The organism is Streptomyces sp. NPDC014894 (genome assembly GCF_043080985.1).
Taxonomy (GTDB): domain Bacteria; phylum Actinomycetota; class Actinomycetes; order Streptomycetales; family Streptomycetaceae; genus Streptomyces.
The window spans coordinates 31,274-54,916 of sequence record NZ_JBIBWD010000001.1 but is presented as its reverse complement, the minus strand read 5'-3'; the positions used below and the strand labels follow the sequence as shown (position 1 = coordinate 54,916).

Annotated in this window: 16 protein-coding genes; 8 read left to right on the top strand and 8 right to left on the bottom strand. The window is 73.9% G+C overall.

Annotated features, from left to right (window positions below; all coding sequences use genetic code 11):
• The first annotated feature begins 45 nt into the window (after positions 1–45).
• Entirely contained in the window at positions 46–849 is an 804-nt protein-coding gene (locus tag ACF089_RS00230) for a hypothetical protein (protein WP_392019699.1), read from the top strand.
• A gap of 183 nt (positions 850–1,032) precedes the next feature.
• On the opposite strand, the gene ACF089_RS00225 is transcribed toward ACF089_RS00230, so the two are convergent.
• Positions 1,033–1,515, bottom strand: coding sequence for a MarR family winged helix-turn-helix transcriptional regulator (locus ACF089_RS00225; protein ID WP_392019696.1), 483 nt, complete (start codon positions 1,513–1,515; stop codon positions 1,033–1,035).
• 232 nt (positions 1,516–1,747) lie between these two features.
• On the opposite strand from ACF089_RS00225, the gene ACF089_RS00220 reads away from it, so the two are divergent.
• The gene (locus ACF089_RS00220) at positions 1,748–2,599 is read left to right on the top strand and encodes a lysozyme (RefSeq protein ID WP_392019693.1); all 852 of its coding nucleotides are present in this window, start codon (positions 1,748–1,750) and stop codon (positions 2,597–2,599) included.
• An 85-nt stretch (positions 2,600–2,684) separates the two neighbouring features.
• Here ACF089_RS00220 and ACF089_RS00215 read toward each other — a convergent pair whose 3' ends face one another.
• Together ACF089_RS00215 and lon are read right to left on the bottom strand one after the other, a co-directional pair.
• Positions 2,685–3,509: a pentapeptide repeat-containing protein gene (locus ACF089_RS00215; protein WP_392019690.1), complete on the bottom strand. Its 825-nt coding sequence runs from the start codon at positions 3,507–3,509 to the stop codon at positions 2,685–2,687.
• A 198-nt stretch (positions 3,510–3,707) separates the two neighbouring features.
• A complete protein-coding gene (lon, locus tag ACF089_RS00210; RefSeq protein WP_392019687.1) occupies positions 3,708–6,119 on the bottom strand; it encodes an endopeptidase La in 2,412 nt (803 codons plus the stop codon).
• Between the two features lie 1,209 nt (positions 6,120–7,328).
• Here lon and ACF089_RS00205 point away from each other — a divergent pair.
• The 4 genes from ACF089_RS00205 (at position 7,329) to ACF089_RS00190 (ending at position 14,069) form a co-directional block, all read left to right on the top strand.
• Positions 7,329–8,006 carry a spermidine synthase gene (locus ACF089_RS00205; RefSeq protein ID WP_392019684.1) on the top strand — a complete coding sequence of 226 codons (678 nt, stop codon included), beginning with the start codon at positions 7,329–7,331 and terminating at the stop codon, positions 8,004–8,006.
• 97 nt (positions 8,007–8,103) lie between these two features.
• Complete coding sequence (locus ACF089_RS00200) at positions 8,104–8,841, top strand: response regulator transcription factor (protein WP_392019680.1); 738 nt, start codon at positions 8,104–8,106, stop codon at positions 8,839–8,841.
• Positions 8,838–9,926: an ATP-binding protein gene (locus tag ACF089_RS00195; RefSeq protein ID WP_392019677.1), complete on the top strand. Its 1,089-nt coding sequence runs from the start codon at positions 8,838–8,840 to the stop codon at positions 9,924–9,926. Before ACF089_RS00200 ends, ACF089_RS00195 begins: the two co-directional genes overlap by 4 nt.
• A gap of 276 nt (positions 9,927–10,202) precedes the next feature.
• A complete protein-coding gene (locus ACF089_RS00190; protein ID WP_392019674.1) occupies positions 10,203–14,069 on the top strand; it encodes a multifunctional oxoglutarate decarboxylase/oxoglutarate dehydrogenase thiamine pyrophosphate-binding subunit/dihydrolipoyllysine-residue succinyltransferase subunit in 3,867 nt (1,288 codons plus the stop codon).
• 91 nt (positions 14,070–14,160) lie between these two features.
• Here the strand turns inward: ACF089_RS00190 and ACF089_RS00185 are convergent, their stop codons facing one another.
• From ACF089_RS00185 to ACF089_RS00170, 4 genes are all read right to left on the bottom strand, one after another.
• Entirely contained in the window at positions 14,161–17,418 is a 3,258-nt protein-coding gene (locus ACF089_RS00185; protein WP_392019671.1) for an SAV_2336 N-terminal domain-related protein, read from the bottom strand.
• Between the two features lie 222 nt (positions 17,419–17,640).
• Positions 17,641–18,651 carry an AAA family ATPase gene (locus ACF089_RS00180; protein WP_392019668.1) on the bottom strand — a complete coding sequence of 337 codons (1,011 nt, stop codon included), beginning with the start codon at positions 18,649–18,651 and terminating at the stop codon, positions 17,641–17,643.
• A 179-nt stretch (positions 18,652–18,830) separates the two neighbouring features.
• Entirely contained in the window at positions 18,831–20,813 is a 1,983-nt protein-coding gene (locus tag ACF089_RS00175; protein WP_392019666.1) for a trypsin-like peptidase domain-containing protein, read from the bottom strand.
• Complete coding sequence (locus ACF089_RS00170) at positions 20,810–21,334, bottom strand: CU044_2847 family protein (protein ID WP_392019663.1); 525 nt, start codon at positions 21,332–21,334, stop codon at positions 20,810–20,812. The genes ACF089_RS00175 and ACF089_RS00170 overlap by 4 nt, the downstream gene beginning before the upstream one ends.
• Positions 21,335–21,490: 156 nt before the next feature.
• Between ACF089_RS00170 and ACF089_RS00165 the strand changes: the two genes are divergently transcribed.
• Entirely contained in the window at positions 21,491–21,676 is a 186-nt protein-coding gene (locus tag ACF089_RS00165) for a DUF6104 family protein (RefSeq protein ID WP_392019660.1), read from the top strand.
• A gap of 42 nt (positions 21,677–21,718) precedes the next feature.
• On the opposite strand, the gene ACF089_RS00160 is transcribed toward ACF089_RS00165, so the two are convergent.
• Positions 21,719–22,546 carry a hypothetical protein gene (locus tag ACF089_RS00160; RefSeq protein WP_392019658.1) on the bottom strand — a complete coding sequence of 276 codons (828 nt, stop codon included), beginning with the start codon at positions 22,544–22,546 and terminating at the stop codon, positions 21,719–21,721.
• Between the two features lie 161 nt (positions 22,547–22,707).
• Between ACF089_RS00160 and ACF089_RS00155 the strand changes: the two genes are divergently transcribed.
• Complete coding sequence (locus ACF089_RS00155; RefSeq protein ID WP_392019655.1) at positions 22,708–23,643, top strand: DUF4097 domain-containing protein; 936 nt, start codon at positions 22,708–22,710, stop codon at positions 23,641–23,643.

The following is a 23,643-nucleotide window of genomic DNA, read 5'->3' as shown; positions in this document are numbered from 1 at the left end:
TGCGATTGTGCAGGCCCGGTGAACAAGTCATGCAGACTGGGGTGCATGCGTATGGATCTGGCCACTTCCGCAAGTTCGCCCGAACGCCCCAACGAGGACTGGGCATCCGTGGCCCTGCCCGCGTCGGGCCAGGGAGGATCGCTCGTGGTGCTGGACGGGGTGACCCCTCCGAAGGGGGACGACGGGTGTGAGCACACCGTCCACTGGTTCACCGCCCGACTCGGCGGTGCGCTGCTCGAACTGTCCGTTTCTCGGCCGGACACGCCCTTGGCCGGGATTCTCTCCGCGGCAATCCGGCGCACCGCCGACACCCACCGTCACAGCTGTGACCTTTCTCACGTTCGAACTCCGCAGGCAACGGTCGTCCTCGTTCGCTGGGGCGGCCCCTCGGACGAGGTGGAGCATCTGGTGCTCTCGGACTCGACGCTGCTGATCGAGTCGCCGGAGGGCGGGGTGCGGGCGGTGCGGGACGACCGGCTCGACCGGCTGCCCCGCGAGGCGCTGCGCACGCACGCCTCGGCGGACGCCCTGCGGAACGCGGAGGGCGGCTTCTTCACGGCGGCCGCGGACCCCGGGGTGGCGGCCCGCGCGGTGACCGGGCGCACGCCCCGCTCCGAGGTGCGCTCGGTGGTCGCGCTGACCGACGGGGCCTCGCGCTGGGTGGACATGTTCGGGCGGGGCGACTGGGGCCAGTGCCTGGGGCTGCTGCGCAAGGAGGGGGCCCAGGGGCTGATCGACCGGGTGCGGGAGGCGGAGACGGAGACCGCGCGGGAGCGGGCGGAGACGGGGGCGGGGCCGATCCGCTGGAAGCTGCACGACGACGCGACGGCGGTGCTGGCGGAGTTGTAGGCGGGGGCGGGCCGGGGGGCCGCTGCGGCCCGGGGGCTCGGGCGCTCGGGTGCTCGGGTGCTCGGGTGCTCGGGTGCTCGGGTGCTCGGGCCGGGGGCCTCGACGGCCCCGACGGGCGGGGGGTTCGGGCGGTCGGTCCGCGAGCCCCGGGGCCGGGTCGGGGCCGGGTCGGGGCCCCGGGGCTCACTCCTCCGCGCGGGCGTTCAGCTGATTCAGCAGCCTGGCCAGCTGGGCGATCTCCGCGCGGTCCCAGCCCGCGAGCCTGGCGGCATGGCGTTCGCGGCGCGCGTCCCTCACTCGGCGGAATCGGGTCAGACCTTCTTCGGTGAGCCGGACGAGTGACGCCCGGCCGTCCGCCGGATCGGGCTCCCGGACCACCAGCCCCAGCCGCTCCAGCGCCCGCAGCTGACGGCTCATCGTCGCCTTGCCGACCCCGAAGTACCCGGCGAGATCGGTGGCGCGCAGCGAGCCCGACTCCTCCAGCCGGACGAGAAGTCCGTAGGCGGCCGCCTCCAGATCGGGGTGGAGCTGACGGGCCATCTCGCCGGACGAGGCCCTGGCCCGCCGGTGGAATACCGCCAACTCCCTTTCCAGCGCGAGGAATACCTGATCCACACCGTTCTCACCACAGGCGCCGGATTCGCCGCCCGTACCGCTTTCGTGCACGTCAGCACCCCTCGTAACGCATTTCGAATCCCGAAAGTCCCCGTCAACGGCGTCGCCCGCCGAAGCCTGTTCAGTATTTCGCAGCCGGGTCCGCCGGCCGCACTCCGCACGTCTTACGCGGCGGGTTTCTCCGCGCGTAGCGTTTCATATGACATGCCCACACCACATTGCTCCATCGCGGTATGTCCGCGCATGTCCGCGGCCTCCGGCCGACGGCGCGCGGAGGCAGGCTGTGTCCGTGCACAGATCCGGAACGACCGTTCCCTCCAGCTCGTCGGGGAGACCCCGCCGCTCGCTCCTGGCGGCGGCCGGCGCTCTCCTCGCGGTCCTCTCCCTCCTCCTCACCCTCCCCGGCGCGGCCGGCGCGTCCGACGTGCCGCCCCGCGGCTCCGCCCATCTGGGCATGGGCGTCGTCGAGCACGACGGCCAGGGAGGTCTGCCGATCGGCGCCCGCGCCGCCCAGACGGAAGGCGTCGACGTCTCCAGCCACCAGGGCAACGTCGGCTGGCCGTCCCTCTGGGACAGCGGTGTGCGGTGGGCCTATGTGAAGGCCACCGAGGGCACCTACTACAAGAACCCCTACTTCTCGCAGCAGTACACCGGCTCGTACACCGTCGGCATGGTCCGGGGCTCGTACCACTTCGCCACCCCCGACACGACGGGCGGCGCGGCCCAGGCCGACTACTTCGTCGACAACGGCGGCGGCTGGACCCGGGACGGCAGGACCCTGCCGGGCGCGCTCGACATCGAGTGGAATCCGTACGGCGACGCCTGCTACGGCAAGTCCCAGTCCGGGATGGTGACCTGGATCCGGGACTTCCTGAACCGGTACAAGGCCCGCACCGGGCGGGATCCGGTGATCTACACCGCGACCAGCTGGTGGACGCAGTGCACCGGCGACTACGCGGGCTTCGGCGGGAACAATCCGCTCTGGATCGCCCGCTACAACACCACGCCGGGGACGCTCCCGGCCGGGTGGGCGGCCCAGACGATGTGGCAGTACACCTCGTCCGGGCCGATCGTCGGGGACCACAACCGGTTCAACGGGGCCCTCGACCGGGTGACGGCCCTCGCCGACGGCTGACCCGACCGGCCCCGTACCTCCTGGTCCTGGTCCTGACCGGTCGCGACGACCGGTCAGGACCGGTGCGGTTCGGGGACGGCACGGGTCAGGACCAGTGCGCGGGGCGGTCCAGCCCGGCGGGGAGCCTGGTGGCGGCGTCCCCCTTCGCCGCGTTCACCTGCGGCTGGGTGAGGAAGACGCTGTCGGTGAGATCGGCGCCCGAGAGATCGGCGGCGCGCAGATCCGCCCCGATCAGATCCGCCCGGCGCAGATCCGCGCCGGAGAGGTCGGCGGCGATGAGACACGCGCCCCGCAGGCTCACCCCGCGCAGATTGGCGCCCCTGAGCCGGGCCCCGACCAGATCGGCCCCCCTGCGGTCCTTCCGCTTCGGCCGGTCCCCGGCCCGGACCAGCTCGCTCGTACGGAGCAGCAGGGTGTTCACCCGCTCCCGGTGCGCGGCCACGTCCAGCCCGGCGAGGTCGTCCGGGCCGAGCAGGGTGAGCGCCTCGGTCTCCGCCAGCAGCGGGCGCAGCTCCGCGTGGAGGGAGCGGGCCGGGGCGAGGGCGAGCGCCTCGGTCAGATACCAGAGCAGCTCCTGGAGCTGTCGTACGACGGGGAAGACCGCGAACATCGCGGCGGCCGACTCCGGGGTGCGCCGCCAGTCCGCGCCGCCGAAGGTGACCAGGGAGACCTTCTGGCCCGCGCCGAAGCAGTCGTAGACGGTGCAGCCGGGGAATCCGCTCGTCCGCAGCCGGGTGTGGATACCGCAGCGGAAGTCCTCGTCGAGATTGCGGCAGGGCTCACCGGCCTTCTTGTCGACGGCGAAGTCCGCCGAGGCGGAGAAGGGGAGGGCGACGCAGCACAGGCCGGCGCAGTTTCCGCAGTCCGCGCGCAGATCCCGGTTCCCGGTCCGCTCGGTGATCGTGTCCATCGGGCCATTGTGACGGACTGTGACGGAGGCCAGGTCCGGGGCGGTCCGGGGCGGGTGCTGTCCGGGCCGGGGCACGGGCGCGTACGGCCCCGGGCGGGTCCCGCGCCCCGCGCCCCGGCCCGGCGCGGGCGGACGGACGGCCAGACGGACGCGGAAGGCCCCCGGCGCGCGGACGCGCCGGGGGCCTCTTCCGTCCGGTCAGGCGGCGGCGGACACCGCCACCCGGGCCGGGGAGAGGGCGATCTCCAGGACCTGGCGGACGTCCGTCACCGGGTGGACCTCCAGCTTGTCGAGGATCTCGGCCGGGACGTCGTCCAGGTCGGCCTCGTTCCGCTTGGGGATCACCACGGTGGTGATGCCCGCCCGGTGGGCGGCCAGCAGCTTCTGCTTCAGACCGCCGATGGGCAGCACCCGCCCGGTCAGCGACACCTCGCCGGTCATCGCCACGTCCGTGCGCACCGGGCGTCCGGAGAGCAGCGACGCCAGCGCGGTCGTCATGGTGATGCCCGCGCTCGGGCCGTCCTTGGGGACCGCGCCCGCCGGGAAGTGGATGTGCACGCCCCGGTCCTTGAGGTCGGCGACCGGGAGTTCGGTCTCCGCCCCGCGCGAGCGCAGGAAGCTCAGCGCGATCTGCGCCGACTCCTTCATCACATCGCCCAGCTGGCCGGTGAGGGTCAGCCCCGACGCGCCCGTCTCCGGATCGGCCAGCGACGCCTCCACAAAGAGGACGTCACCGCCCGCCCCGGTGACCGCGAGTCCGGTGGCGACGCCGGGCACGGCGGTCCGGCGCTCGGCCGGGTCCTGGGCGGACTCGGGCACATGGTGCGGCCGTCCGATCAGATCGCGCAGCTGCTCCGCGCCGATCGTGAACGGCAGCTCCCGGTCGCCCAGCTCGTGCTGGGCGGCCACCTTGCGCAGCAGCCTGGCGATGGCGCGCTCCAGATTCCGCACCCCGGCCTCCCGGGTGTACTCCCCGGCGAGCCGGCGCAGCGCCGACTCCTCCAGGACGATCTCGTCCGACTCCAGTCCCGCACGCTCCAGCTGGCGCGGGAGCAGGTGGTCCCGGCCGATGACGACCTTTTCGTCCTCGGTGTAGCCGTCCAGCCGGACGACCTCCATCCGGTCGAGCAGCGCCTCCGGGACGGCCTCCAGCACATTGGCGGTGGCCAGGAAGACGACATCGCTCAGATCGAGTTCGACCTCCAGGTAGTGGTCGCGGAAGGTGTGGTTCTGCGCCGGGTCCAGGACTTCGAGGAGGGCGGCCGCCGGGTCGCCCCGGAAGTCCGAGCCGACCTTGTCGATCTCGTCGAGCAGGACCACCGGGTTCATCGACCCGGCCTCCTTGATCGCCCGGACGATACGGCCGGGAAGGGCTCCGACGTAGGTACGCCGGTGGCCGCGGATCTCCGCCTCGTCCCGGACGCCGCCGAGGGCGACCCGGACGAACTCACGGCCCATCGCGTGCGCGACGGACTCGCCGAGCGAGGTCTTGCCCACGCCGGGCGGGCCGACGAGCGCCAGCACCGCGCCGCCGCGCCGTCCGCCGACCACGCCGAGTCCGCGCTCGGAGCGCCGCTTGCGCACCGCCAGGTACTCGGTGATCCGCTCCTTCACGTCCTGGAGGCCCGCGTGCTCGGCGTCGAGGACGGTCTGGGCGCCCCGGATGTCGTACGCGTCCTCGGTGCGCTTGTTCCACGGCAGTTCGAGGACGGTGTCGAGCCAGGTGCGGATCCAGGAGCCCTCGGGGCTCTGGTCGCTGGCCCGCTCCAGCTTCTCGACCTCCTTGAGCGCGGCCTCGCGGACGTGCTCGGGCAGCTCGGCGGCCTCGACCCGGGCCCGGTAGTCGTCGGACTCCTCGCCCTCGCTCTCGCCGTTCAGCTCGCGCAGCTCCTTGCGGACGGCGTCGAGCTGGCGGCGGAGCAGGAACTCGCGCTGCTGCTTGTCGACGCCCTCCTGGACGTCCTTGGCGATGGACTCGGCCACGTCCTGCTCGGCGAGGTGCTCGCGGAGCTGGTCGGTGGCGAGCTTCAGCCGGGCGACCGGGTCGGCGGTCTCCAGCAGCTCGATCCGCTGGGCGGTGGTGAGGAACGGCGAGTAGCCGGAGTTGTCGGCGAGCTGGGAGACGTCGTCGATCTGCTGGACGCGGTCCACGACCTGCCAGGCGCCGCGGCGCTTCAGCCAGTCGGTGGCCAGCGCCTTGTACTCCGTCACCAGCTCGGCGACCTGCCCGGGGAGCGGCTCGGGGGCCGCCTCGTCCACCCGGGCGCCCTCGACCCAGAGCGCCGCCCCGGGTCCTGTGGTGCCCGCGCCGATGCGCACCCGGCCGCGCCCCTTGATGAGCGCCCCGGGGTCGCCGTCGGAGAGCCGGCCGACCTGCTCGACGGTCCCGAGCACACCGATCGCGGCGTAGTTCCCGTCGACCCGCGGAACAAGCAGCAACTCGGGCTTGCTGCCCTCGGTGAGCTGCACGGCCTGCGCGGCCTCGACCGCGGCCCGCACCTCGGCGTCCGTCAGGTCGAGCGGCACCACCATTCCGGGCAGCACGACCTCGTCGTCGAGAGGCAGCACCGGCAGGGTGAGCGGTGTGAAGGTCTGGGACTCAGCAGCCATGATCTCCCCTTAGGCAGTGAAGTTGAGCTATGTGGACTCAATGCACGGGGCCGCCGAGATGTTCCCGCCCCTCTGTTCGCCCACAGCGATCACCCTTCGGCGCCCGGCCCTCCCCTCCCGTACAGGGGCGTCCCGCGCACGGGAACCGGAGGAGCGGGGGCCGGCGACAGAGCCGGTGTGAGATGGAGCGGGCCCCAGCGGGGCAGACCCAGGACGGGACGGTCCGGAGCACGACGACGCGTCGCCGCCGCGCGCCGTGGCGGCCCGGCGGGACGCCGACGCGCTCGCCGCGCTGTACGACCGGCACGCGGGCCCGCCGTGAGCCGCGCCGCGCCGGCCCGGCTCGCCCCGGACACGCACCCGCCGGGAGGCACGGCATGACCGGCTGGCATGTGGCCGAACGGCTCGCCGAGCGGTACGCGGAGGGTTCGGCCGCCGAGGCCCGGTCGGTGGAGAAGCACGTCGAGGGCTGCGGCGGCTGCGCCGCCCGGGTGTCCGCCGGGGCACGGGGGTGCGCGGCGGGCCCCGTGCTCGCCGACGTCCGCGCGGCGGCGCCGGCCGAGGCCGCCCTCGCCGAATCCGCGGGGCGGGTCCCGGCCCGGGCCCCGGCCCGTCCGTCGCCGGTCCCCGGCCCGCTGGTCCGCCTCCTGCGGGCGGCCGGCCCCGCGCTCCGCGGATCCTGGCTGAGCGCGCCGGTCCGGGCCGTCGGGGGCGCGCCGTTCCTGGCGTACGGCATCGGCCACGAGGCCGCCGGGCCGCTGCCGCTCGCGCTCTCCCCCGCGCTGCCGCCGACGGGGGCGGCGCTCTCGTACGGCCGGCACGCCGACCCGATGCGCGAGATCGCCGCGTCCGGCCGGGCAGGGCTCCCGGGCCCGGTCCGGGACCTCGTCGGCGCCCTCCGTCGCCGCCGGTCCGGCGGAGGACGCGGCGTTCGCCGCGGCCCTGGACCGCCTCCGGAGCATGGACCGGGAGGAGCGCGTGCGCCGGCTCTCCGAGTACTTCGCCACCACGGCGTCCCGCGACACGGCGAAGGTCCCCGCGCTCTGACCGCGCCCGACCGCCCCGCCCGCTCCGGCGCGGGCCCGGCGCGGGCGGGACCGGGCCAGGCCGGGAGGACGCGTACCGGGCGAAGGTCGGCCAAAACCGCTTGCTCCACCCGGCTTCGGACCCCAGCATGACGACCACCGCCCCGCCGACCCCGGAGGTCACATGTCCCTCAGCGCTCCCGTCACCCTGGACCGCCGCCACGGACCGTACGGCGAGGTCGTCCTGCGCCGCCGGGGCGAGCACCACGAGATCATCGCCAACGGGTGCTTCCTGATGGACACCTCCGACGGGCGCTCGGAGCGGCTGCTCGTCGACATGGCGTACGAGGAGCTGCGGGCGGCCGGCCGGCGGGAGTCCTCCCTGCTCGTCGGAGGGCTCGGCGTCGGCTTCTCGCTGGCGCACGCCGCCGCCAATCCGCATTGGCGACATATCGCCGTGGTGGAGCGAGAACAGGCCATCATCGACTGGCATCTCTCCGGTCCGCTCGGCCGGTTCTCGGCCCCCGCGCTCGCCGATCCGAGAAGCGTGATCCTGCGCACGGACCTGCTGACCCATCTGCGGGAGACGGACGCCCGCTATGACGCGCTCTGTCTCGATATCGACAACGGCCCCGACTGGACCGTCACCGACGACAACGAGACCCTCTACGCCCCGGCCGGACTCGACCTGTGCCGACGGGGGTTGACGCCGGGCGGAGTGCTCGCCGTATGGTCCGCACAGCCCTCCCCCGCTTTCGAAGAAACCTTGCGGAATGCCGGGTTCACCGGGGTAAGAACCAAAGAGATCCAGGTTGCCCGAGGCGTACCCGACGTGGTCCACCTCGCCGTCCGGCCTGCGTAGCCCGGAGCCTCCAACTGCCTTTACGCTGCTGAGCTACACACAGACCACTGATCTACCTAGCGCGCATCAACGCAGATAGCGCTTACAGGGGCGGGCGATGGAACAGACACACACCACCCACAACGGCGTGGCGGCCACGCCCGGCGCCCAGCGCAGAGTGCTGGTCGTCGAGGACGACGCGACCATCGTGGACGCCATCGCCGCCCGGCTGCGGGCCGAGGGCTTTCTGGTGCAGACGGCCGTCGACGGTCCCGCCGCCGTCGACGCGGCCGAGGCGTGGCAGCCCGATCTGATGGTCCTCGACGTGATGCTGCCGGGCTTCGACGGGCTGGAGGTCTGCCGCCGGGTGCAGGCCCAGCGCCCGGTCCCGGTGCTGATGCTCACCGCACGGGACGACGAGACCGACATGCTGGTCGGGCTCGGCGTCGGCGCCGACGACTACATGACCAAGCCGTTCTCCATGCGGGAGCTGGCCGCCCGGGTCCATGTGCTGCTGCGCCGGGTCGAACGGGCCGCGCTCGCCGCCGTCACCCCCCGCAACGGCATCCTGCGCCTGGGCGAGCTGGAGATCGACCACGCCCAGCGCCGGGTCCGGGTCCGGGGCGAGGACGTCCATCTGACCCCCACCGAGTTCGATCTGCTCGTCTGCCTCGCCAACACCCCGCGCGCGGTCCTCTCCCGGGAGCAGCTGCTCGCCGAGGTCTGGGACTGGGCGGACGCCTCCGGCACCCGGACCGTCGACAGCCACATCAAGGCGCTGCGCCGGAAGATCGGGGCCGAGCGGATCCGCACCGTGCACGGCGTCGGCTACGCGCTGGAGACGCCGGCCCCATGAGGCGGTGCCAGGAGCAGCAGCGGCGCAGGGCCGTCTCCTTCCCGATCAAGTCCAAGCTCGGCGCGCTGGTCGTCGTCTCCGTCTTCATCACGACCGGACTGCTGCTCGTGGCCCTGCGCACCTCCACCGAGCTGCGCTTCATCACGGTCTTCTCGATGATCGCCACCCTGTTGATCACCCAGTTCGTGGCGCACGGCCTGACCGCGCCGCTGGACGAGATGAACAGGGTGGCCAAGGGGATATCGCACGGCGACTTCACCCGCCGGGTGCGCGGCGCGGACCGCTGGGACGAGCTGGGCGACCTGGCCTCCACCATCAATCTGATGGCGGACGACCTGGAGGCGGTGGACCGGCACCGCAAGGAGCTGGTGGCCAATGTCTCCCACGAGCTGCGCACCCCGATCGCCGCGCTCCGGGCCGTCCTGGAGAACGTGGTCGACGGGGTCTCCGCCGCCGACCCCGAGACCATGCGCACCGCGCTCAAGCAGACCGAGCGGCTGGGCCGGCTGGTGGAGACCCTGCTCGACCTCTCCCGGCTGGACAACGGCGTGGTGCCGCTGCGGGCCCGCCGCTTCGAGGTGTGGCCGTATCTCTCGGGGGTGCTGAAGGAGGCCAATCTGGCCGCCGCCCAGCGCGGGCTGGCCTCCGGCTCCGGCCACCACACCCGTACGGACGTCCATCTGCACCTGGACGTCTCGCCGCCCGAGCTGACCGCGCACGCGGACGCGGAGCGGCTGCACCAGGTCGTCGCCAATCTGATCGACAACGCGGTGAAGCACTCCCCGCCGCACGGGCGGGTGACGGTACGGGCCCGGCGCGGGAGCCGGCCGGAGTCGCTGGAGCTGGAGGTGCAGGACGAGGGGCCCGGCATTCCCGAGCAGGAGCGGCACCAGGTCTTCGAGCGGTTCAACCGGGGCGCCGTGAGCGCTCCGCACGGCAAGGGCAGCGACGGCGGCACCGGGCTGGGGCTGGCCATCGCCCGCTGGGCCGTGGATCTCCACGGCGGGCGCATAGGGGTGGCCGAATCGGCGAGGGGCTGCCGGATCCTGGTCACTCTCCCCGGGATCCCCCCGGCGCGAGGTTGACGTAGGGTTCGATACGGAAGCGACCCTTCTGCCGACACATGATCAGGTCGGTCCCCCCGCCGGGGCGCGGACCTGGTGGATTCGTCGCCGCGTGGCACTCATACCAGCGGCGAGGGCAAACCGTGCTTATTTCCCGCCATACCCAGCCCCGAAACCCGCCTTTCGGTGTGACTTGCGCGACTGTAGCCCGCCCGGCCTGCACCTCTCGGCCGTGGAGGCGTAGCCTTGATTCCCGCTGTCCATCACCTTGTGAAGCGGAAGAGGGCGGTTGCCGCCGTGTCGTCTCAGTCCCCCAGTAACTCCAGCACTCCGACCGACCAAAGCGCGCAGGGCATTGATCCTGCCGCCGCGTTCGGGCCCAATGAGTGGCTCGTCGACGAGATCTACCAGCAGTACCTCCAGGATCCGAATTCGGTCGACCGAGCCTGGTGGGACTTCTTCGCCGACTACAAGCCCGGCGCCAAGAACACCGCCGCGTCCGGAGCGGAGCCCGCCGAGGGCTCTCCCGCCGCGGCCCCGGCCGCCGCGGTGACCCCGCCGGCCACGCCCGCCCCCCGGGCGGCGACCAACGGAGCCGGCCCCGCGGCTCCGCAGGCCGCCCCCGTGAAGCCCGCCGAGGCCCCGGCCGCTCCTGCCGCGCCCGCGCCGCAGGCCGCCGCCCCGGCCAAGGCGGCCCCGGCCGCGAGCCCCGCGCCCGCCGCGGCCGCGCCGAAGCCCGCGAGCGCCGCCCCGAAGGCCGCGCCCAAGGCCGCTCCGGCCGAGGGCGACGCGCCCGCCGGCCCCGAGCTGGTCACCCTGCGCGGTCCGGCCGCCGCCGTGGCGAAGAACATGAACGCCTCGCTGGAGGTGCCCACGGCCACCTCCGTGCGCGCCGTCCCGGTGAAGCTGCTGTTCGACAACCGCATCGTCATCAACAACCACCTCAAGCGCGCCCGGGGCGGGAAGGTCTCCTTCACCCACCTCATCGGCTACGCGATGGTGCAGGCCCTCAAGGCCATGCCGGCGATGAACCACTCCTTCGCGGTGAAGGACGGCAAGCCGACCCTGGTGAAGCCGGAGCACGTCAACTTCGGTCTCGCCATCGACCTGGTCAAGCCCAACGGCGACCGCCAGCTCGTCGTCGCGGCGATCAAGAAGGCCGAGACGCTCAACTTCTTCGAGTTCTGGCAGGCGTACGAGGACATCGTCCGCCGCGCCCGGGGCAACAAGCTGACGATGGACGACTTCACCGGAGTCACCGTCTCGCTGACCAACCCCGGCGGCCTCGGCACCGTCCACTCCGTGCCGCGGCTGATGCCCGGCCAGTCGGTGATCATGGGCGTCGGCTCGATGGACTACCCGGCCGAGTTCCAGGGCACCTCCCAGGACACCCTGAACAAGCTGGGCATCGCCAAGGTCATGACGCTGACCTCGACCTACGACCACCGGGTGGTCCAGGGCGCGGCCTCCGGCGAGTTCCTGCGGGTCGTGGCGAACTTCCTCCTCGGCGAGGAGGGCTTCTACGACGACATCTTCGAGGCGCTGCGCATCCCCTACGAGCCGGTCCGCTGGCTCAAGGACATCGACGCCTCGCACGACGACGACGTCACCAAGGCCGCCCGGGTCTTCGAGCTGATCCACTCCTACCGGGTCCGCGGCCATGTCATGGCCGACACCGACCCGCTGGAGTACCGCCAGCGCAAGCACCCCGACCTGGACATCACCGAGCACGGGCTCACCCTCTGGGACCTGGAGCGCGAGTTCGCCGTCGGCGGCTTCGCCGGCAAGTCCCTGATGAAGCTCCGCGATGTGCTCGGCGTGCTGCGCGACTCGTACTGCCGCACCACCGGCATCGAGTTCATGCACATCCAGGACCCCAAGCAGCGCAAGTGGATCCAGGACCGGGTGGAGCGCCCGCACTCCAAGCCGGAGCGCGAGGAGCAGCTGCGGATCCTGCGCCGGCTGAACGCGGCCGAGGCGTTCGAGACCTTCCTGCAGACGAAGTACGTCGGCCAGAAGCGGTTCTCGCTGGAGGGCGGCGAGTCCGTCATCCCGCTGCTCGACGCGGTCATCGACTCGGCCGCCGAGTCGCGCCTCGACGAGGTCGTCATCGGCATGGCCCACCGCGGCCGGCTGAATGTCCTCGCCAACATCGTGGGCAAGTCGTACGCGCAGATCTTCCGCGAGTTCGAGGGCAACCTCGACCCGAAGTCGATGCACGGCTCCGGCGACGTCAAGTACCACCTGGGCGCCGAGGGCACCTTCACCGGTCTGGACGGCGAGCAGATCAAGGTCTCGCTGGTCGCCAACCCCTCCCACCTGGAGGCGGTCGACCCGGTGCTGGAGGGCGTCGCCCGCGCCAAGCAGGACGTGATCAACAAGGGCGGCACGGACTTCACCGTCCTGCCGGTCGCCCTCCACGGCGACGCGGCCTTCGCGGGCCAGGGCGTGGTCGCGGAGACGCTGAACATGTCCCAGCTGCGGGGCTACCGCACCGGCGGCACCGTCCACGTCGTGATCAACAACCAGGTCGGCTTCACCGCCGCCCCGGAGTCGTCGCGCTCCTCCATGTACGCCACCGATGTGGCCCGCATGATCGAGGCGCCGATCTTCCATGTGAACGGCGACGACCCCGAGGCCTGTGTCCGGGTGGCGCGGCTGGCCTTCGAGTTCCGCCAGACGTTCAACAAGGACGTCGTGATCGACCTCATCTGCTACCGCCGCCGCGGTCACAACGAGGGCGACAACCCGCAGTTCACCAACCCGCAGATGGTCGCGCTGATCGACAAGAAGCGCTCGGTGCGCAAGCTCTACACCGAGTCCCTGATCGGCCGCGGCGACATCACGCTGGAAGAGGCGGAGCAGGCGCTCCAGGACTTCCAGGGCCAGCTGGAGAAGGTCTTCGCGGAGGTCCGCGAGGCCACCAGCCACCCGGCCCCGACGCTGGTCCCGGACGCCCAGGCCGAGTTCCCGGTCGCCGTGACCACCGCGATCTCCCAGGAGGTCGTGAAGCGGATCGCCGAGTCCCAGGTCAACATCCCCGACAATGTCACCGTGCACCCGAGGCTGATGCCGCAGATGCAGCGGCGCGCCTCCTCGGTGGAGGACGGGACGATCGACTGGGGCATGGGCGAGACGCTCGCCATCGGCTCGCTGCTGATGGAGGGCACCCCGGTCCGGCTCTCCGGCCAGGACACCCGCCGCGGCACCTTCGGCCAGCGCCACGCGGTCCTGGTCGACCAGGAGACCAACGAGGACTACACCCCGCTGCTCTACCTGACCGAGGAGCAGGCCCGTTACAACGTGTACGACTCGCTGCTGAGCGAGTACGCCGCGATGGGCTTCGAGTACGGCTACTCGCTGGCCCGCCCGGACGCGCTGGTCATGTGGGAGGCGCAGTTCGGCGACTTCGTCAACGGCGCGCAGACCGTGGTGGACGAGTTCATCTCCTCCGCCGAGCAGAAGTGGGGCCAGACGTCCGGCGTCACCCTGCTGCTGCCGCACGGCTACGAGGGCCAGGGCCCGGACCACAGCTCCGCCCGCCCCGAGCGCTTCCTCCAGATGTGCGCGCAGAACAACATGACGGTCGCCATGCCGACGCTGCCGTCGAACTACTTCCACCTGCTGCGCTGGCAGGTCCACAACCCGCACCACAAGCCGCTGATCGTCTTCACCCCGAAGTCGATGCTGCGTCTGAAGGCCGCGGCGTCGAAGGCGGAGGAGTTCCTCACCGGCGGCTTCCGTCCGGTGATCGGGGACGCCTCGGTGGACCCGGCGGCCGTGCGCAAGGTCGTCTTCACCTCCGGCAAGGTCTACTACGACCTGGACGCCGAGCGGGTCAAGCGCGGGGTGACGGACACCGCGATCATCCGGCTGGAGCGTCTGTACCCGCTGCCGGGTGCGGAGCTTCAGGCCGAGATCGCCAAGTTCCCGAACGCCGAGAAGTACCTGTGGGCGCAGGAGGAGCCGGCGAACCAGGGCGCGTGGCCGTTCATCGCGCTCAATCTGATCGACCACCTGGACCTGGCCGTCGGCGCGGACATCCCGCACGGCGAGCGGCTGCGGCGGATCTCCCGCCCGCACGGCTCGTCCCCGGCGGTGGGCTCGGCCAAGCGGCACCAGGCGGAGCAGCAGCAGCTGGTCAATGAGGTGTTCGACGCCTGACGCACCCGCGTCGCGACGACGAGGGGCCGGTACCGCCAGGTACCGGCCCCTCGGGCGTTCCCGGGGCCGAAGGGCCCGGGGCGCGGGGGCCTCAGCGCGGCCGGGTCAGCCGGTCGATTTCCTGGCGGATGAGGTCGCCGGAGGCCGGGCGGGCCTCGGTGAGCAGGGCGAGCACCGCCCGGTGCTCCTCCAGGGCCCGCTCGGGACCCGCCGTGCGCTCCAGCCGGCCCGCCCGGGCCCACTGGGCGGTGACCGCCCCCTCCAGCAGGCCCTCGGGACCTCGCGCGGCGTGCTCGCAGTGGGCGACGGCCGCCCGCAGCGGGCCGTCCGACCCGGTGCGGCGGGCGAGCAGCGCGGCCGCCAGCGCCCGGTACCACCAGGCGTATCCGGCCAGCTCGGGGTCGTCGGCCGCCCGGGCGGCGGCCCCCAGCGCCCAGTCCGCCTCGTGCAGATCGGCGGTCCGGCCGGCGGCCCGGAACCGTTCGATGTACGCCTGTCCCAGCAGCGCCCGGCGGCGCGGCAGCTCGGGGTCGCGGGCGGCGGTCTCCTCGATCGCGGCGCGCAGCACCCGTACCGCCGTGTGGACGTCGGCCGGGGCGTCCTTGTCCACGCCGCGTTCGGTCAGCTGGCGGCCGAGCGCGGTGAGGACCTCCGTACGCGCCGGATCGGTGCGGGGCAGCAGCGGGAGGGCCTGGGTCCAGGCGGCGACGGCCGAGTCGCGGTGGGACCAGCTGCCGGTGGCGGTGTAGCGCTGCTCCAGCAGTCCGGCCATCCGCAGCAGGATGCGGGCCTGGGCGTTCTCGTCCCGGTCGGCCTGGCGGCGGGCCTGGTCCAGGGCCTGGAGTATCCGCAGCCGGGTGTCGTCGTCGGGGCGTTCGTCGGCGTACTCGATGGCGTCGGCGTAGTCCAGCCAGGCGCGGCCGAGTTCGCTCGGGTCGACGGCGTCCCAGTCGATGCCGTCCATGCCGCTGTAGAGATCGTCCCCGGCCCGTTCGGCGTACGCGCGCGCGGCGGCGGGGTCCGGTACGCCGGGGTCGACGGGGCCCTCGCCCCGGTGGTGGCGGGCCAGGTCCAGCAGGAGCGCGCCCCGGGTGAGCAGGGCGGACTCATGGCGTTCGCCGGTGCGCAGCTCGGCGAGGGCCTCCGGCAGGCTGTCGTCCAGGAGGAGCTGTACGGCGCCGACGGCGGTGTTCATGGTCCGGGTGAACCACTCCCCCGGCTCGGCCGGGCCGCGCAGTCCGTAGGGCGCGCCGAGCACCGCGAGCCGTCGCAGCACGCGGATCCGGGCGGCGGCGGCCGTCTCGCGGGGGGCGGCGGGGCCGCCGGGCGGGGCGTCGGTCAGCTCGGCGAGCGCGGCGTCGGCGGCGGCCAGCAGCACGGCGGCGACCGGTTCCGGTTCCTCGCCCGCCTGCATCCAGGCCCATTCGGGGACCAGTTTGGGGCTGAGCCGTCCGGCGGCGACGTCCTCCGCCATCGCCTCCAGGACCCGGGCGAGGGTCAGATGGGCCCGGGGCGGTCCGCCGGAGATCGCGTTCTGCGCCGCGTCGAGGGCCTCGGGCAGATCCTCCGGCAGCGGGCGGACGAGCCAGCGGCGCAGCAGGGCGTCGGCGAGTTCGTCGTAGAGCGCGGCCCGTTCGGTGGTGCGCCGCTCGGCCTGGGTCGCGGTGCCGAGGAGTCCGATCGCGGCGTCCAGATCGCGTACGGTGCCGTGCTCGCCGTAGTGGTCCAGGCAGGCGCGGGCGCGGGCGGCGAGTCCGGCGGGGCCCTCCCGGAGCAGCGGGCCGGGGGGCGCGGCGGGGCGGCTCGCTCCGAGGCGGCGCAGGACCTGGGCGGAGACCTGGGCGAAGGGCCAGAGTCTGCGGCACTCCGGTCCGGCGGGGAGGGCGGGGCGCGGGTCGACGGATCCGGTGAGGAAGGCGGCGGCCATGGCGGGGAAGTTGCGGACGGTGTGGCCGTAGCGGGCCTCGACGTACTCCGAGCTGTGTTTGAGGACCAGGGCGGCGCTGCCCGCGCCGAGCCGGTCGAGGAGTTCCTCGCGGACGCCGTCGAGGAAGACGTAGGACGGGTCGTCGTCCGGGTCGCCGCCGGGGCCCGCGCTGCCGTCGCCGGGGAGGAGTTCGGTGTCGTCGCGTCTCAGCAGCCCGCTGAGCAGCACTTCGGCCAGGACGTCGGGGCCGGTGCGGACGAGCATGGCGCGCTGGACGAGCTGCATGACGGGCAGGGTCAGCGGGACGGCGGAGAGATAGACGGCGAGCTGGGCGGCGGCGGGGGAGGCCGTTCTCCGGAAGAGGCGGACGCGGTCGGCGGGGGCGACCCGCCGGGTGTGGCGGGCGCGGGCGGTGGCGGGCCGGTGGCGGCGCAGGACGACGGCCGCCGCCGCGCCCAGGGTCTGGCCGGTCGCGCCCGCGATGAGCCGGGTCCACGATTCGAAGGAGGCGCGGCGCAGGGCGATCACGGGCACGGGCAGGCCCCGGGGGGACGCGGTGCCCTCGCGGGGGGTGAACTCCAGCCGTCCGGCCGGGCCCTCGCGCCGCCGCAGCTCTCCGGGGCGGGCGGGCAGATGGGTGCGGCCCCACATCCGCTGGGGCAGCGGCTGCACGACGGCGACGGGCGCGGTCGAGGCCCAGGTGTGGAGGAGGCGCTGCATCCGGCCGCTGCGCCACATCGGGCCCGCGCAGTCGCTGAGGACGAGGGTGAGCTGACGGCCGGTGGGGTCGCCGAGCTGGGCGGGGGGCGGGGCGTCGGGGCGGATGCGGTGGACGGCGATCTCGCGGAAGGCTCCGGCGCGCTCGCAGATCTGGCGCAGCTCTTCGAGGGCGCCGCTCCACACCGCGTTGGAGCTGGACTCGTCCATGACGAGGGCGAGCCGGGCCTCGCGGCGGCGGACGGTGGCGAGGACGGGGACGACGAGTCCGGTGTCGGCGGCGTGGTCGGCGGTGGCGCTCTCGTCGAGTTCGCGGCGGACCGGGCGCATGGGAGGGCGGTAGCGCTGGAGGGGCCGCAGCGAGCGTTCGAGCGCGGGCGCGTCGGGGAGTGCGGCGGGGGCCGGTACGGGGACTCTGCGCCGGGTCGCGTCGGAGCGCAGGCCCTGCGAGGCGGCCGACCGGGCGGGGGCGTAGAGGCCGACCGGCGGGCGGGGCGCGGGCGGCGCCGGGAACGCGGACTGCGCGCCCGGTTCAGGCCCCGCGGCGGCCGCCCGCTCCCCCTCCGCCGCCGTCTCTTCCGGCCCGCCGGCCGCCGCGACCCCGCCGACCGCCGCCGGCACATACCGCGCCAGCCACAACGCGTCCGCCACCCCCTCCGCCGTCGGCCCCAACTCCGCCTCCCGCAGCCTCCTCACCAGCACCACCAGGGGCGTTTCCCGCGGCGCGGGGTGCGCACCACGGGCCTCGGGAGGGGCTGCGGAGCCGCCGGGACGCGGTCCGGGGCGCCGGGAGGCGGCCGGGTCCGGGGCGCCGGGGGGCGGGAGTGGATCTCTGGCGGGAGGCGGGGCGGGAGTGGCGGGAGGCGGGGCGGGGGTGGCCGAGGGGGTGTCGGCGGGGCGGGCGGGGTCGGCGGGCGGGGGCATGGGTTACCGCCGACGGTGGTCGAGGGGGCGCATGAGGAGGCCGGCGATCTCTTCGCGGCGGGTCGGGTCGGTGCGCACGGTGTGCTGGGTGAGGTAGATCGCGTTGAGGAGCTGATCGGTGGGTCTCAGCTCCCCGTCCCCGTCCTCGCTGGTGAAGCGGCCGATCAGATCGAGATTGCCCTCGTCCGCCCCGGCCCCGAAATGCGCCTGCACCATCGCGGCGAGCCGTTCGTCGCGCGGCGGATCGAGGTGGAGATGGATGCAGCGGCGCAGCAGCGGGGCGGGGAAGTCGCGTTCGCCGTTGCTGGTCATCACCACGAAGGGGAAGGCGTGGCAGCGCACCCGCCCGTCGCGGACCGGGACCCGGCGGCCGTCGTGGGTGAGGACGCGCACCTCGCCCTGGCCGGGCCGGTCGGCGGCCCGCTCCAGCTCGGGGAGGGCGAATTCGCCCTCCTCCACCACATTGAGCAGGTCGTTCGGCAGATCGATGTCGCTCTTGTCGAGTTCGTCGATGAGCAGGACCCGGGGCCGCCGGGTGGGCAGCAGCGCGGTGCCCAGCGGGCCGAGCCGGATGTAGCGCCCGATGTCGTCGGGCTCGCGGCGCTCGCGCTCGGCGAGCTGGGCGTCCTGGAGGCGGCCGATCGCGTCGTACGTGTAGAGCCCGTCCTTCAGCTCGGTGCGGCTGACGACGGGCCACTGGAGGACGCGGCCGAGGCCCAGTTCGTAGGAGACCGAGTGCGCGAGGGTGGATTTGCCGGAGCCGGGCTCCCCGGTGACGAGGAGGGGGCGGCGGAGGTAGAGGGCCGCGTTGACGAGGTCGAGCGCGCGGGCGTCCTGGGCTGGCGGCGCGCCGACCCGGGAGCCGAGCCGGCGGGTGGAGGAGGCGTCGATGGGGGGTACGGGGTCGGGGAGCGGCTCTCCGGAGAAGGCCCGCCAGGGCGGGGGCGGCGGCAGGGTGTCGATCCGGTCGGGGTCCGGCTCTCCGACGCCTCGGTAGATCAGCCAGTCGTCCATCGCTCGCTCCTCGTTGACGGCCGGTGGACCGGTGGACCGGTGGCGGGCAACGCCGGATATGTACCCACCACGCCGTCCTCCCATGGCCCGCTGCGGCGATCTCTCGTACGTCTCTCCATAAGGAATGTCTCCCTCCTCATGAGGAGGGCGGCGGGCCGCCCGGGGCTCCCCCGGCGGCCTCACGGCGAGTCGAGGGGCCCGTCCTCGTCGGCGGGGAGCGGGCGGCCGGGATCGTCGTAGAGCAGGGCGACCGCCTCCGCCCAGTGCCCGCCGTTCCGCGATCCGCTGATGTCGTCCCTGATCCGGCGGAGCCGTTCGGGCAGCTCCATGACGCCCGCGGCCTGGGCGAGGAGGAGGGCCGCGCCGTCGTGGAGCCGTTCGCAGAAGTCGGTGCAGCCGTGGTCGGGGTGGCCGTCGGTGTGCCAGAGGGCGACCCCGTAGCCGGTCTCCAGGGCCATGCCGATGGCCCGGCGTCCGACGCCGCTGCCCGCCGGTCTGCACAGCACGGGCACGGCGGAGGGCTCCGTCTCCTCGAAGTGGCGGACCCGGGGGACCTGTAGATGCGGGGGCGTGCGCAGGGCGACGGGCGCGCCCGCGCGCTCCATCGCACGCCAGCGGCGCACCCAGACACCGTCCGGTTCACCTCGTCTGGCGATGTCGCGCAGGACCACCGTCCGCCGTACCCCCACATACGCCGGATGGTGCAGCCGGGCCATCTCGGTGAGCTGCCAGCGGTGTACGGCGGTGTCGAAGTGGTCGGCGGGGAGGGCGACCTCCAGCGGGGCGGGCGCGCCGGGCGCGTCGACGAGCGCGAAGACCTCGGCGAGCGGCTCGCGCAGCCTCCGGACGAGCTGTTCGGGCGGGACGCCGTCGCCGGTCTGCTCCTCGTGGAGGGGTTCGTCGACGCCGTGGCCGTCGTCGACGCGGATGCGCCAGTAGAGGCGGGGCGCGGCGGCGGAGATGACGCGTTCCAGCTCCACGACGACGACGGCCGAGCCGTCGCCGGGCCGGGGGTAGCGGACGACGATCCGGGACGGCCCGTCGGCGGTCCGCGGGCGGCCGAGGCCGGGCGGCAGGGTGGCCTCGGTGACGACGGTGTGCACGATGCGCGGCACGTCCTGGAGCCGCCGGGCCACCCAGTCGGCGAGCGCGGCGGGGTCGCCGCCCCGGCCGCGCTCGTACTCCACGACGAGCTGGAGGTAGTGCAGCGCGGCGATGGCGGCGGCGGGGCGGCCGGCCTCGTACAGCAGTCCGTGGCCGTCGCGCCAGGCGTACGGGAGCAGTTGGCCGGGGGGCGCGGCGACACCGCCCCGGGCCTTTCTGGCGAGGGCGGCGACCGGCCGGATGCCCTCGGGCGGGGGGACGGCGGCCAGCAGGGCGAGCGCGTCACGGCGGTCGCGGGGGCCCCACTCGTCGCCGCCGGTGTGGACGCCCGCGCCGGGGAGCCGGCGCTGGCGCTCGATCCAGTTGTGTCCGGTGATCTTCGGGGAGAGGCCGTGCCAGCGGTCGTGGGCGGCCATCAGCGGCTGGTAGACGGGGCCGAACCGGCGCAGCGCGGTGGTGGCGATGGCCATGCCGCCGTCGCGTCCGGCGCGCCGGGACTTGAGGACGCCGACGACCGCGCCGGTGTGGACGTCGAGTACGGGGGAGCCCGAGCCGCCCCGGGGGAATTCGGCCTCGGGCCGGAACCGCAGTCCGTAGTCGTCGTCGAAGCCGTTGATCAGGGCGGCGGCCTTCCAGCGGACCGCGCGCCGGCCCTCCTCGGGCCGGTAGCCCTGGACGATCCCGCGCCCGCCGGGGTGGTCGGTGCGGTCGGTGATCCAGACGCACTCGTGCTCGACGCCGTCCTCCAGGACCCGGACGAGGGCGAGGTCCTGTTCGACGGGGACCCGCTGCTCGGGGCGCGGCTCCCCGTCGAGGAGCCAGCAGTCGAGCCGGGCGGCGAGGGGTTCGCCGCCGTTGACCTCGCCGCCGGTGACGCGGAAGACGCGGGACCGGTCGGTCCGCAGATGCGGTGCGAGGACATGGGCGCAGGTGAGGATCCAGCCGGGGGCGACGAAGAAGCCCGTGCCCCAGGGGGCGGGCTCGTCGGCGCGCGGGGAGTGGAAGTGGACGGTGGCGGCGCGGGTGAGGGCGTCGATGACGGGATCGGCGTCGGTCATGGCGCGGGGGGTGCGGGAGGGACGGGGGGCACGGCGGGCGGCACGGCCGGAGGCACGGAGGACGGGCTCGCGGGCGGGCCGGCCGGGGCGGGAGGCGGGGAGGCCGGGGCCGAGGGCGGGGAGGCGGGGGCGGGAGGGGCAGGGGGCGGTACGGCCGGCGGCGCGGGGAACGGGCCGTGCAGCGCGCACACCGGCTGGTCGCCGAGCCGCCAGACCAGGGTGACCTGCACGGACGCCTTGGCCTCCCCCGCCGCGAGCACCGCGAGGGCCGCGCCGGACTTCATGGTCAGCTCGACCCCGAAGGAGACGCTGGCCTCGTCGGGCCGGGCGGCCGCCGCGGCCGCCAGCACGGACGCCCCCACGCCGCCTATCAGCTCCTCCAGCTGCCGGACCCGGGCGGCGGCCCGGTCGGCGAAGCCCACGTCCTCGTCGTCCTCGCCGTATCCCCCGCCGGGCGAGGAGAGCCGGGCGTGCACCACCGCGCCCCCGGGAAGCTCGATGCGCCGTACGCGTCCGTCCACGGCATCCCCCGTTCTCGACGCTGACTACCCAGTACGTACCGCACCCGGGCGCTCTCTGAACGGCGTGGGGCGGCCCGGTCCGGTCCGGCCGCCCGGCGGGGCCCGAAGTCGCCGTAGTCTGATGCCGTAGTCCCCCATCCGTCCCAGGAGCATGTCTTGTACTTCACCGATCGCGGCATCGAGGAGCTGGAGAAGCGGCGTGGCGAGGAGGAGGTCACCCTTGAGTGGCTCGCCGAGCAGCTGCGTACGTTCGTCGATCTGAACCCCGACTTCGAGGTCCCGATCGAGCGGCTGGCCACCTGGCTCGCCCGGCTGGACGACGAGGACGACGACGAGGACTGAGCGCGCCCCTGACCCGTACCCGGGTACGGACCCGGGTACGGGTCAGACGGCGGGCGGCGCGGGCCGGGACCAGGGCAGGGCGCGCAGCGCCACCGCCCCGTTCACGATCAGCACCGCCCCGGCGGCGATCCAGCCCGGGCTGCGCCGTCCCAGCCCGTAGAGGACGATCGGCGCCCCCGCCAGGAGCTGCGCCGCGCCCAGCGTCCTGGCCCGGTCGCGCTCCCGGCCGCCGTCCCGCAGCCAGTGGTCCAGCCCCTCCTCGACGGCCTGGAACTCCGCCCGTACGGCGTCGCGCCAGCCGGCCCACTCGACCGTCTCCGCGCCCAGCGCCCGGGCCGTGGCCCGGAGCCGGCCGCCCGGTTCGCCGGGGAGGAGGCCCGGGGGCAGCCGGAGCCCGGTCCTGGTGAGGACGGCGACCAGGCCCAGCAGCCGGGCCCGGGCGTCCGACTCGGTGTCGGGCAGGGTGAGCGGATCGAGGGACTGCACATCGAGGACGGGGTCGAGCCCCAGCCGGGCGGCGAAGGTGTGCATCGCCTCGTCCTCGCCGGCCGGGGTGCCGTCCGTCAGCCATACGTAGGCGACGGGCCGGCGAAACCCTGAGGCGAGGGTGAATCCGGCGCGGTCGGCGTCCCACCAGAGCGCCAGCGCGGGCCGGTTGGTCGCGACCGCCACGGCCGACGCCCATCCGGCGAGCACCCGGTCGACCGGCTCCCCGGCCTCCCGCCAGGGCTTCCCCTCGGGCACGAGCACGCTCCAGTCGTCCCCCGCCGGGGCGAGGAGCTGCCGCTCGCGCAGGAGATGAGCCGCGGGCCGTACGGAGGAGGGGTCGGCCCGGCAGAGCAGCAGCGCGCCCACGGGTGTCGCGTTCATGGAGTTCACGCTAGGGCAGTTTGCCCTTCTATGACGCCTTATGGGGGGCAACCGCGAGCCGATCCGCCCTTGACAACCCTCTTTCGCGATATATCGTATCTACCAGAAGACGCGATATGTTGCGTCGCCAATCCGTCCGGTTCGGCTGGGAGGACAGCGTGATGGCAGAGTCGACGTGGGAGGTCTCCGAGCCTCGAAGGCTCGCCTTCGACCAACCGGTGACGGAGCTGCGTGTGCAGATCGTCAATGGAACGGTCAACGTCGTGGGGACCGACGAAGGTTCCGCCCGGCTGGAGATCTCCCGGATCGAGGGACCGCCGCTGACCGTCACCCACGACGGGGCCTCGCTCACGATCGGCTACCCGGACCTGCCCGGCAAGAGCTGGATGAAGTGGCTCGACCGCAAGGGCTCCGGCCGCAGGGTCACGGTCTCCCTCGCCGTCCCCTCGCACGCCTCGGTCGAGGTCGGGGTGGTGGGCGCGGCGGCGATGATCTCCGGCATCCGGGGGCGGACCTCCGTCCACGGCGTCTCCGGCGACACCACGCTGATGCGGCTGTCGGGCGATGTCGCCGCGGAGACCGTGTCGGGCAATCTGGAGGCCCAGTCCGTGACGGGCGCGCTGCGCTATCAGTCGGTCTCCGGGGATCTGACGGTCGTCGAGGGCGACGCGGGCTCCCGGGTCCGCGCCGACTCGGTCAGCGGCGACATGCTGATCGACCTGGCGGCCGCCGACGACAGCCCGCCGAAGCCGGCCGACATCAAGCTGAACACCGTCTCCGGCGAGGTCGCGATCCGGCTGCCGCACCCCACGGACGCCCGGGTGGAGGCGAACACCACGAGCGGCGCCCTCTCCAACGCCTTCGACGACCTGAGGGTCAGCGGCCAGTGGGGGGCGAAGAAGCTGAAGGGGACCCTGGGCGCGGGCACCGGGACGCTCCGGGCGACCACGATGTCCGGGTCGATCGCGCTGCTGCGCAGACCGCCCTCGGAGGACGGCGGTGAGGCCGCCCCGGCCGACGGTCCCGCCGAGAGCCCCGCCGCGGGCCCCGACGGTCCCGCCGAGGGCCCCGCCGACGCCAAGGGAAAGGTGCTCTGA

Excerpts from the sequence above, each read along its gene's own strand:
- ACF089_RS00230 (WP_392019699.1), top strand. The coding sequence starts at position 46 with ATGCGTATGGATCTGGCCACTTCCGCAAGTTCGCCCGAACGCCCCAAC.
- ACF089_RS00215 (WP_392019690.1), bottom strand. The coding sequence starts at position 3,509 with ATGGACACGATCACCGAGCGGACCGGGAACCGGGATCTGCGCGCGGAC.
- lon (WP_392019687.1), bottom strand. The coding sequence starts at position 6,119 with ATGGCTGCTGAGTCCCAGACCTTCACACCGCTCACCCTGCCGGTGCTG.
- ACF089_RS00205 (WP_392019684.1), top strand. The coding sequence starts at position 7,329 with ATGTCCCTCAGCGCTCCCGTCACCCTGGACCGCCGCCACGGACCGTAC.
- ACF089_RS00200 (WP_392019680.1), top strand. The coding sequence starts at position 8,104 with ATGGAACAGACACACACCACCCACAACGGCGTGGCGGCCACGCCCGGC.
- ACF089_RS00195 (WP_392019677.1), top strand. The coding sequence starts at position 8,838 with ATGAGGCGGTGCCAGGAGCAGCAGCGGCGCAGGGCCGTCTCCTTCCCG.
- ACF089_RS00180 (WP_392019668.1), bottom strand. The coding sequence starts at position 18,651 with ATGGACGACTGGCTGATCTACCGAGGCGTCGGAGAGCCGGACCCCGAC.
- ACF089_RS00175 (WP_392019666.1), bottom strand. The coding sequence starts at position 20,813 with ATGACCGACGCCGATCCCGTCATCGACGCCCTCACCCGCGCCGCCACC.
- ACF089_RS00160 (WP_392019658.1), bottom strand. The coding sequence starts at position 22,546 with ATGAACGCGACACCCGTGGGCGCGCTGCTGCTCTGCCGGGCCGACCCC.
- ACF089_RS00155 (WP_392019655.1), top strand. The coding sequence starts at position 22,708 with ATGGCAGAGTCGACGTGGGAGGTCTCCGAGCCTCGAAGGCTCGCCTTC.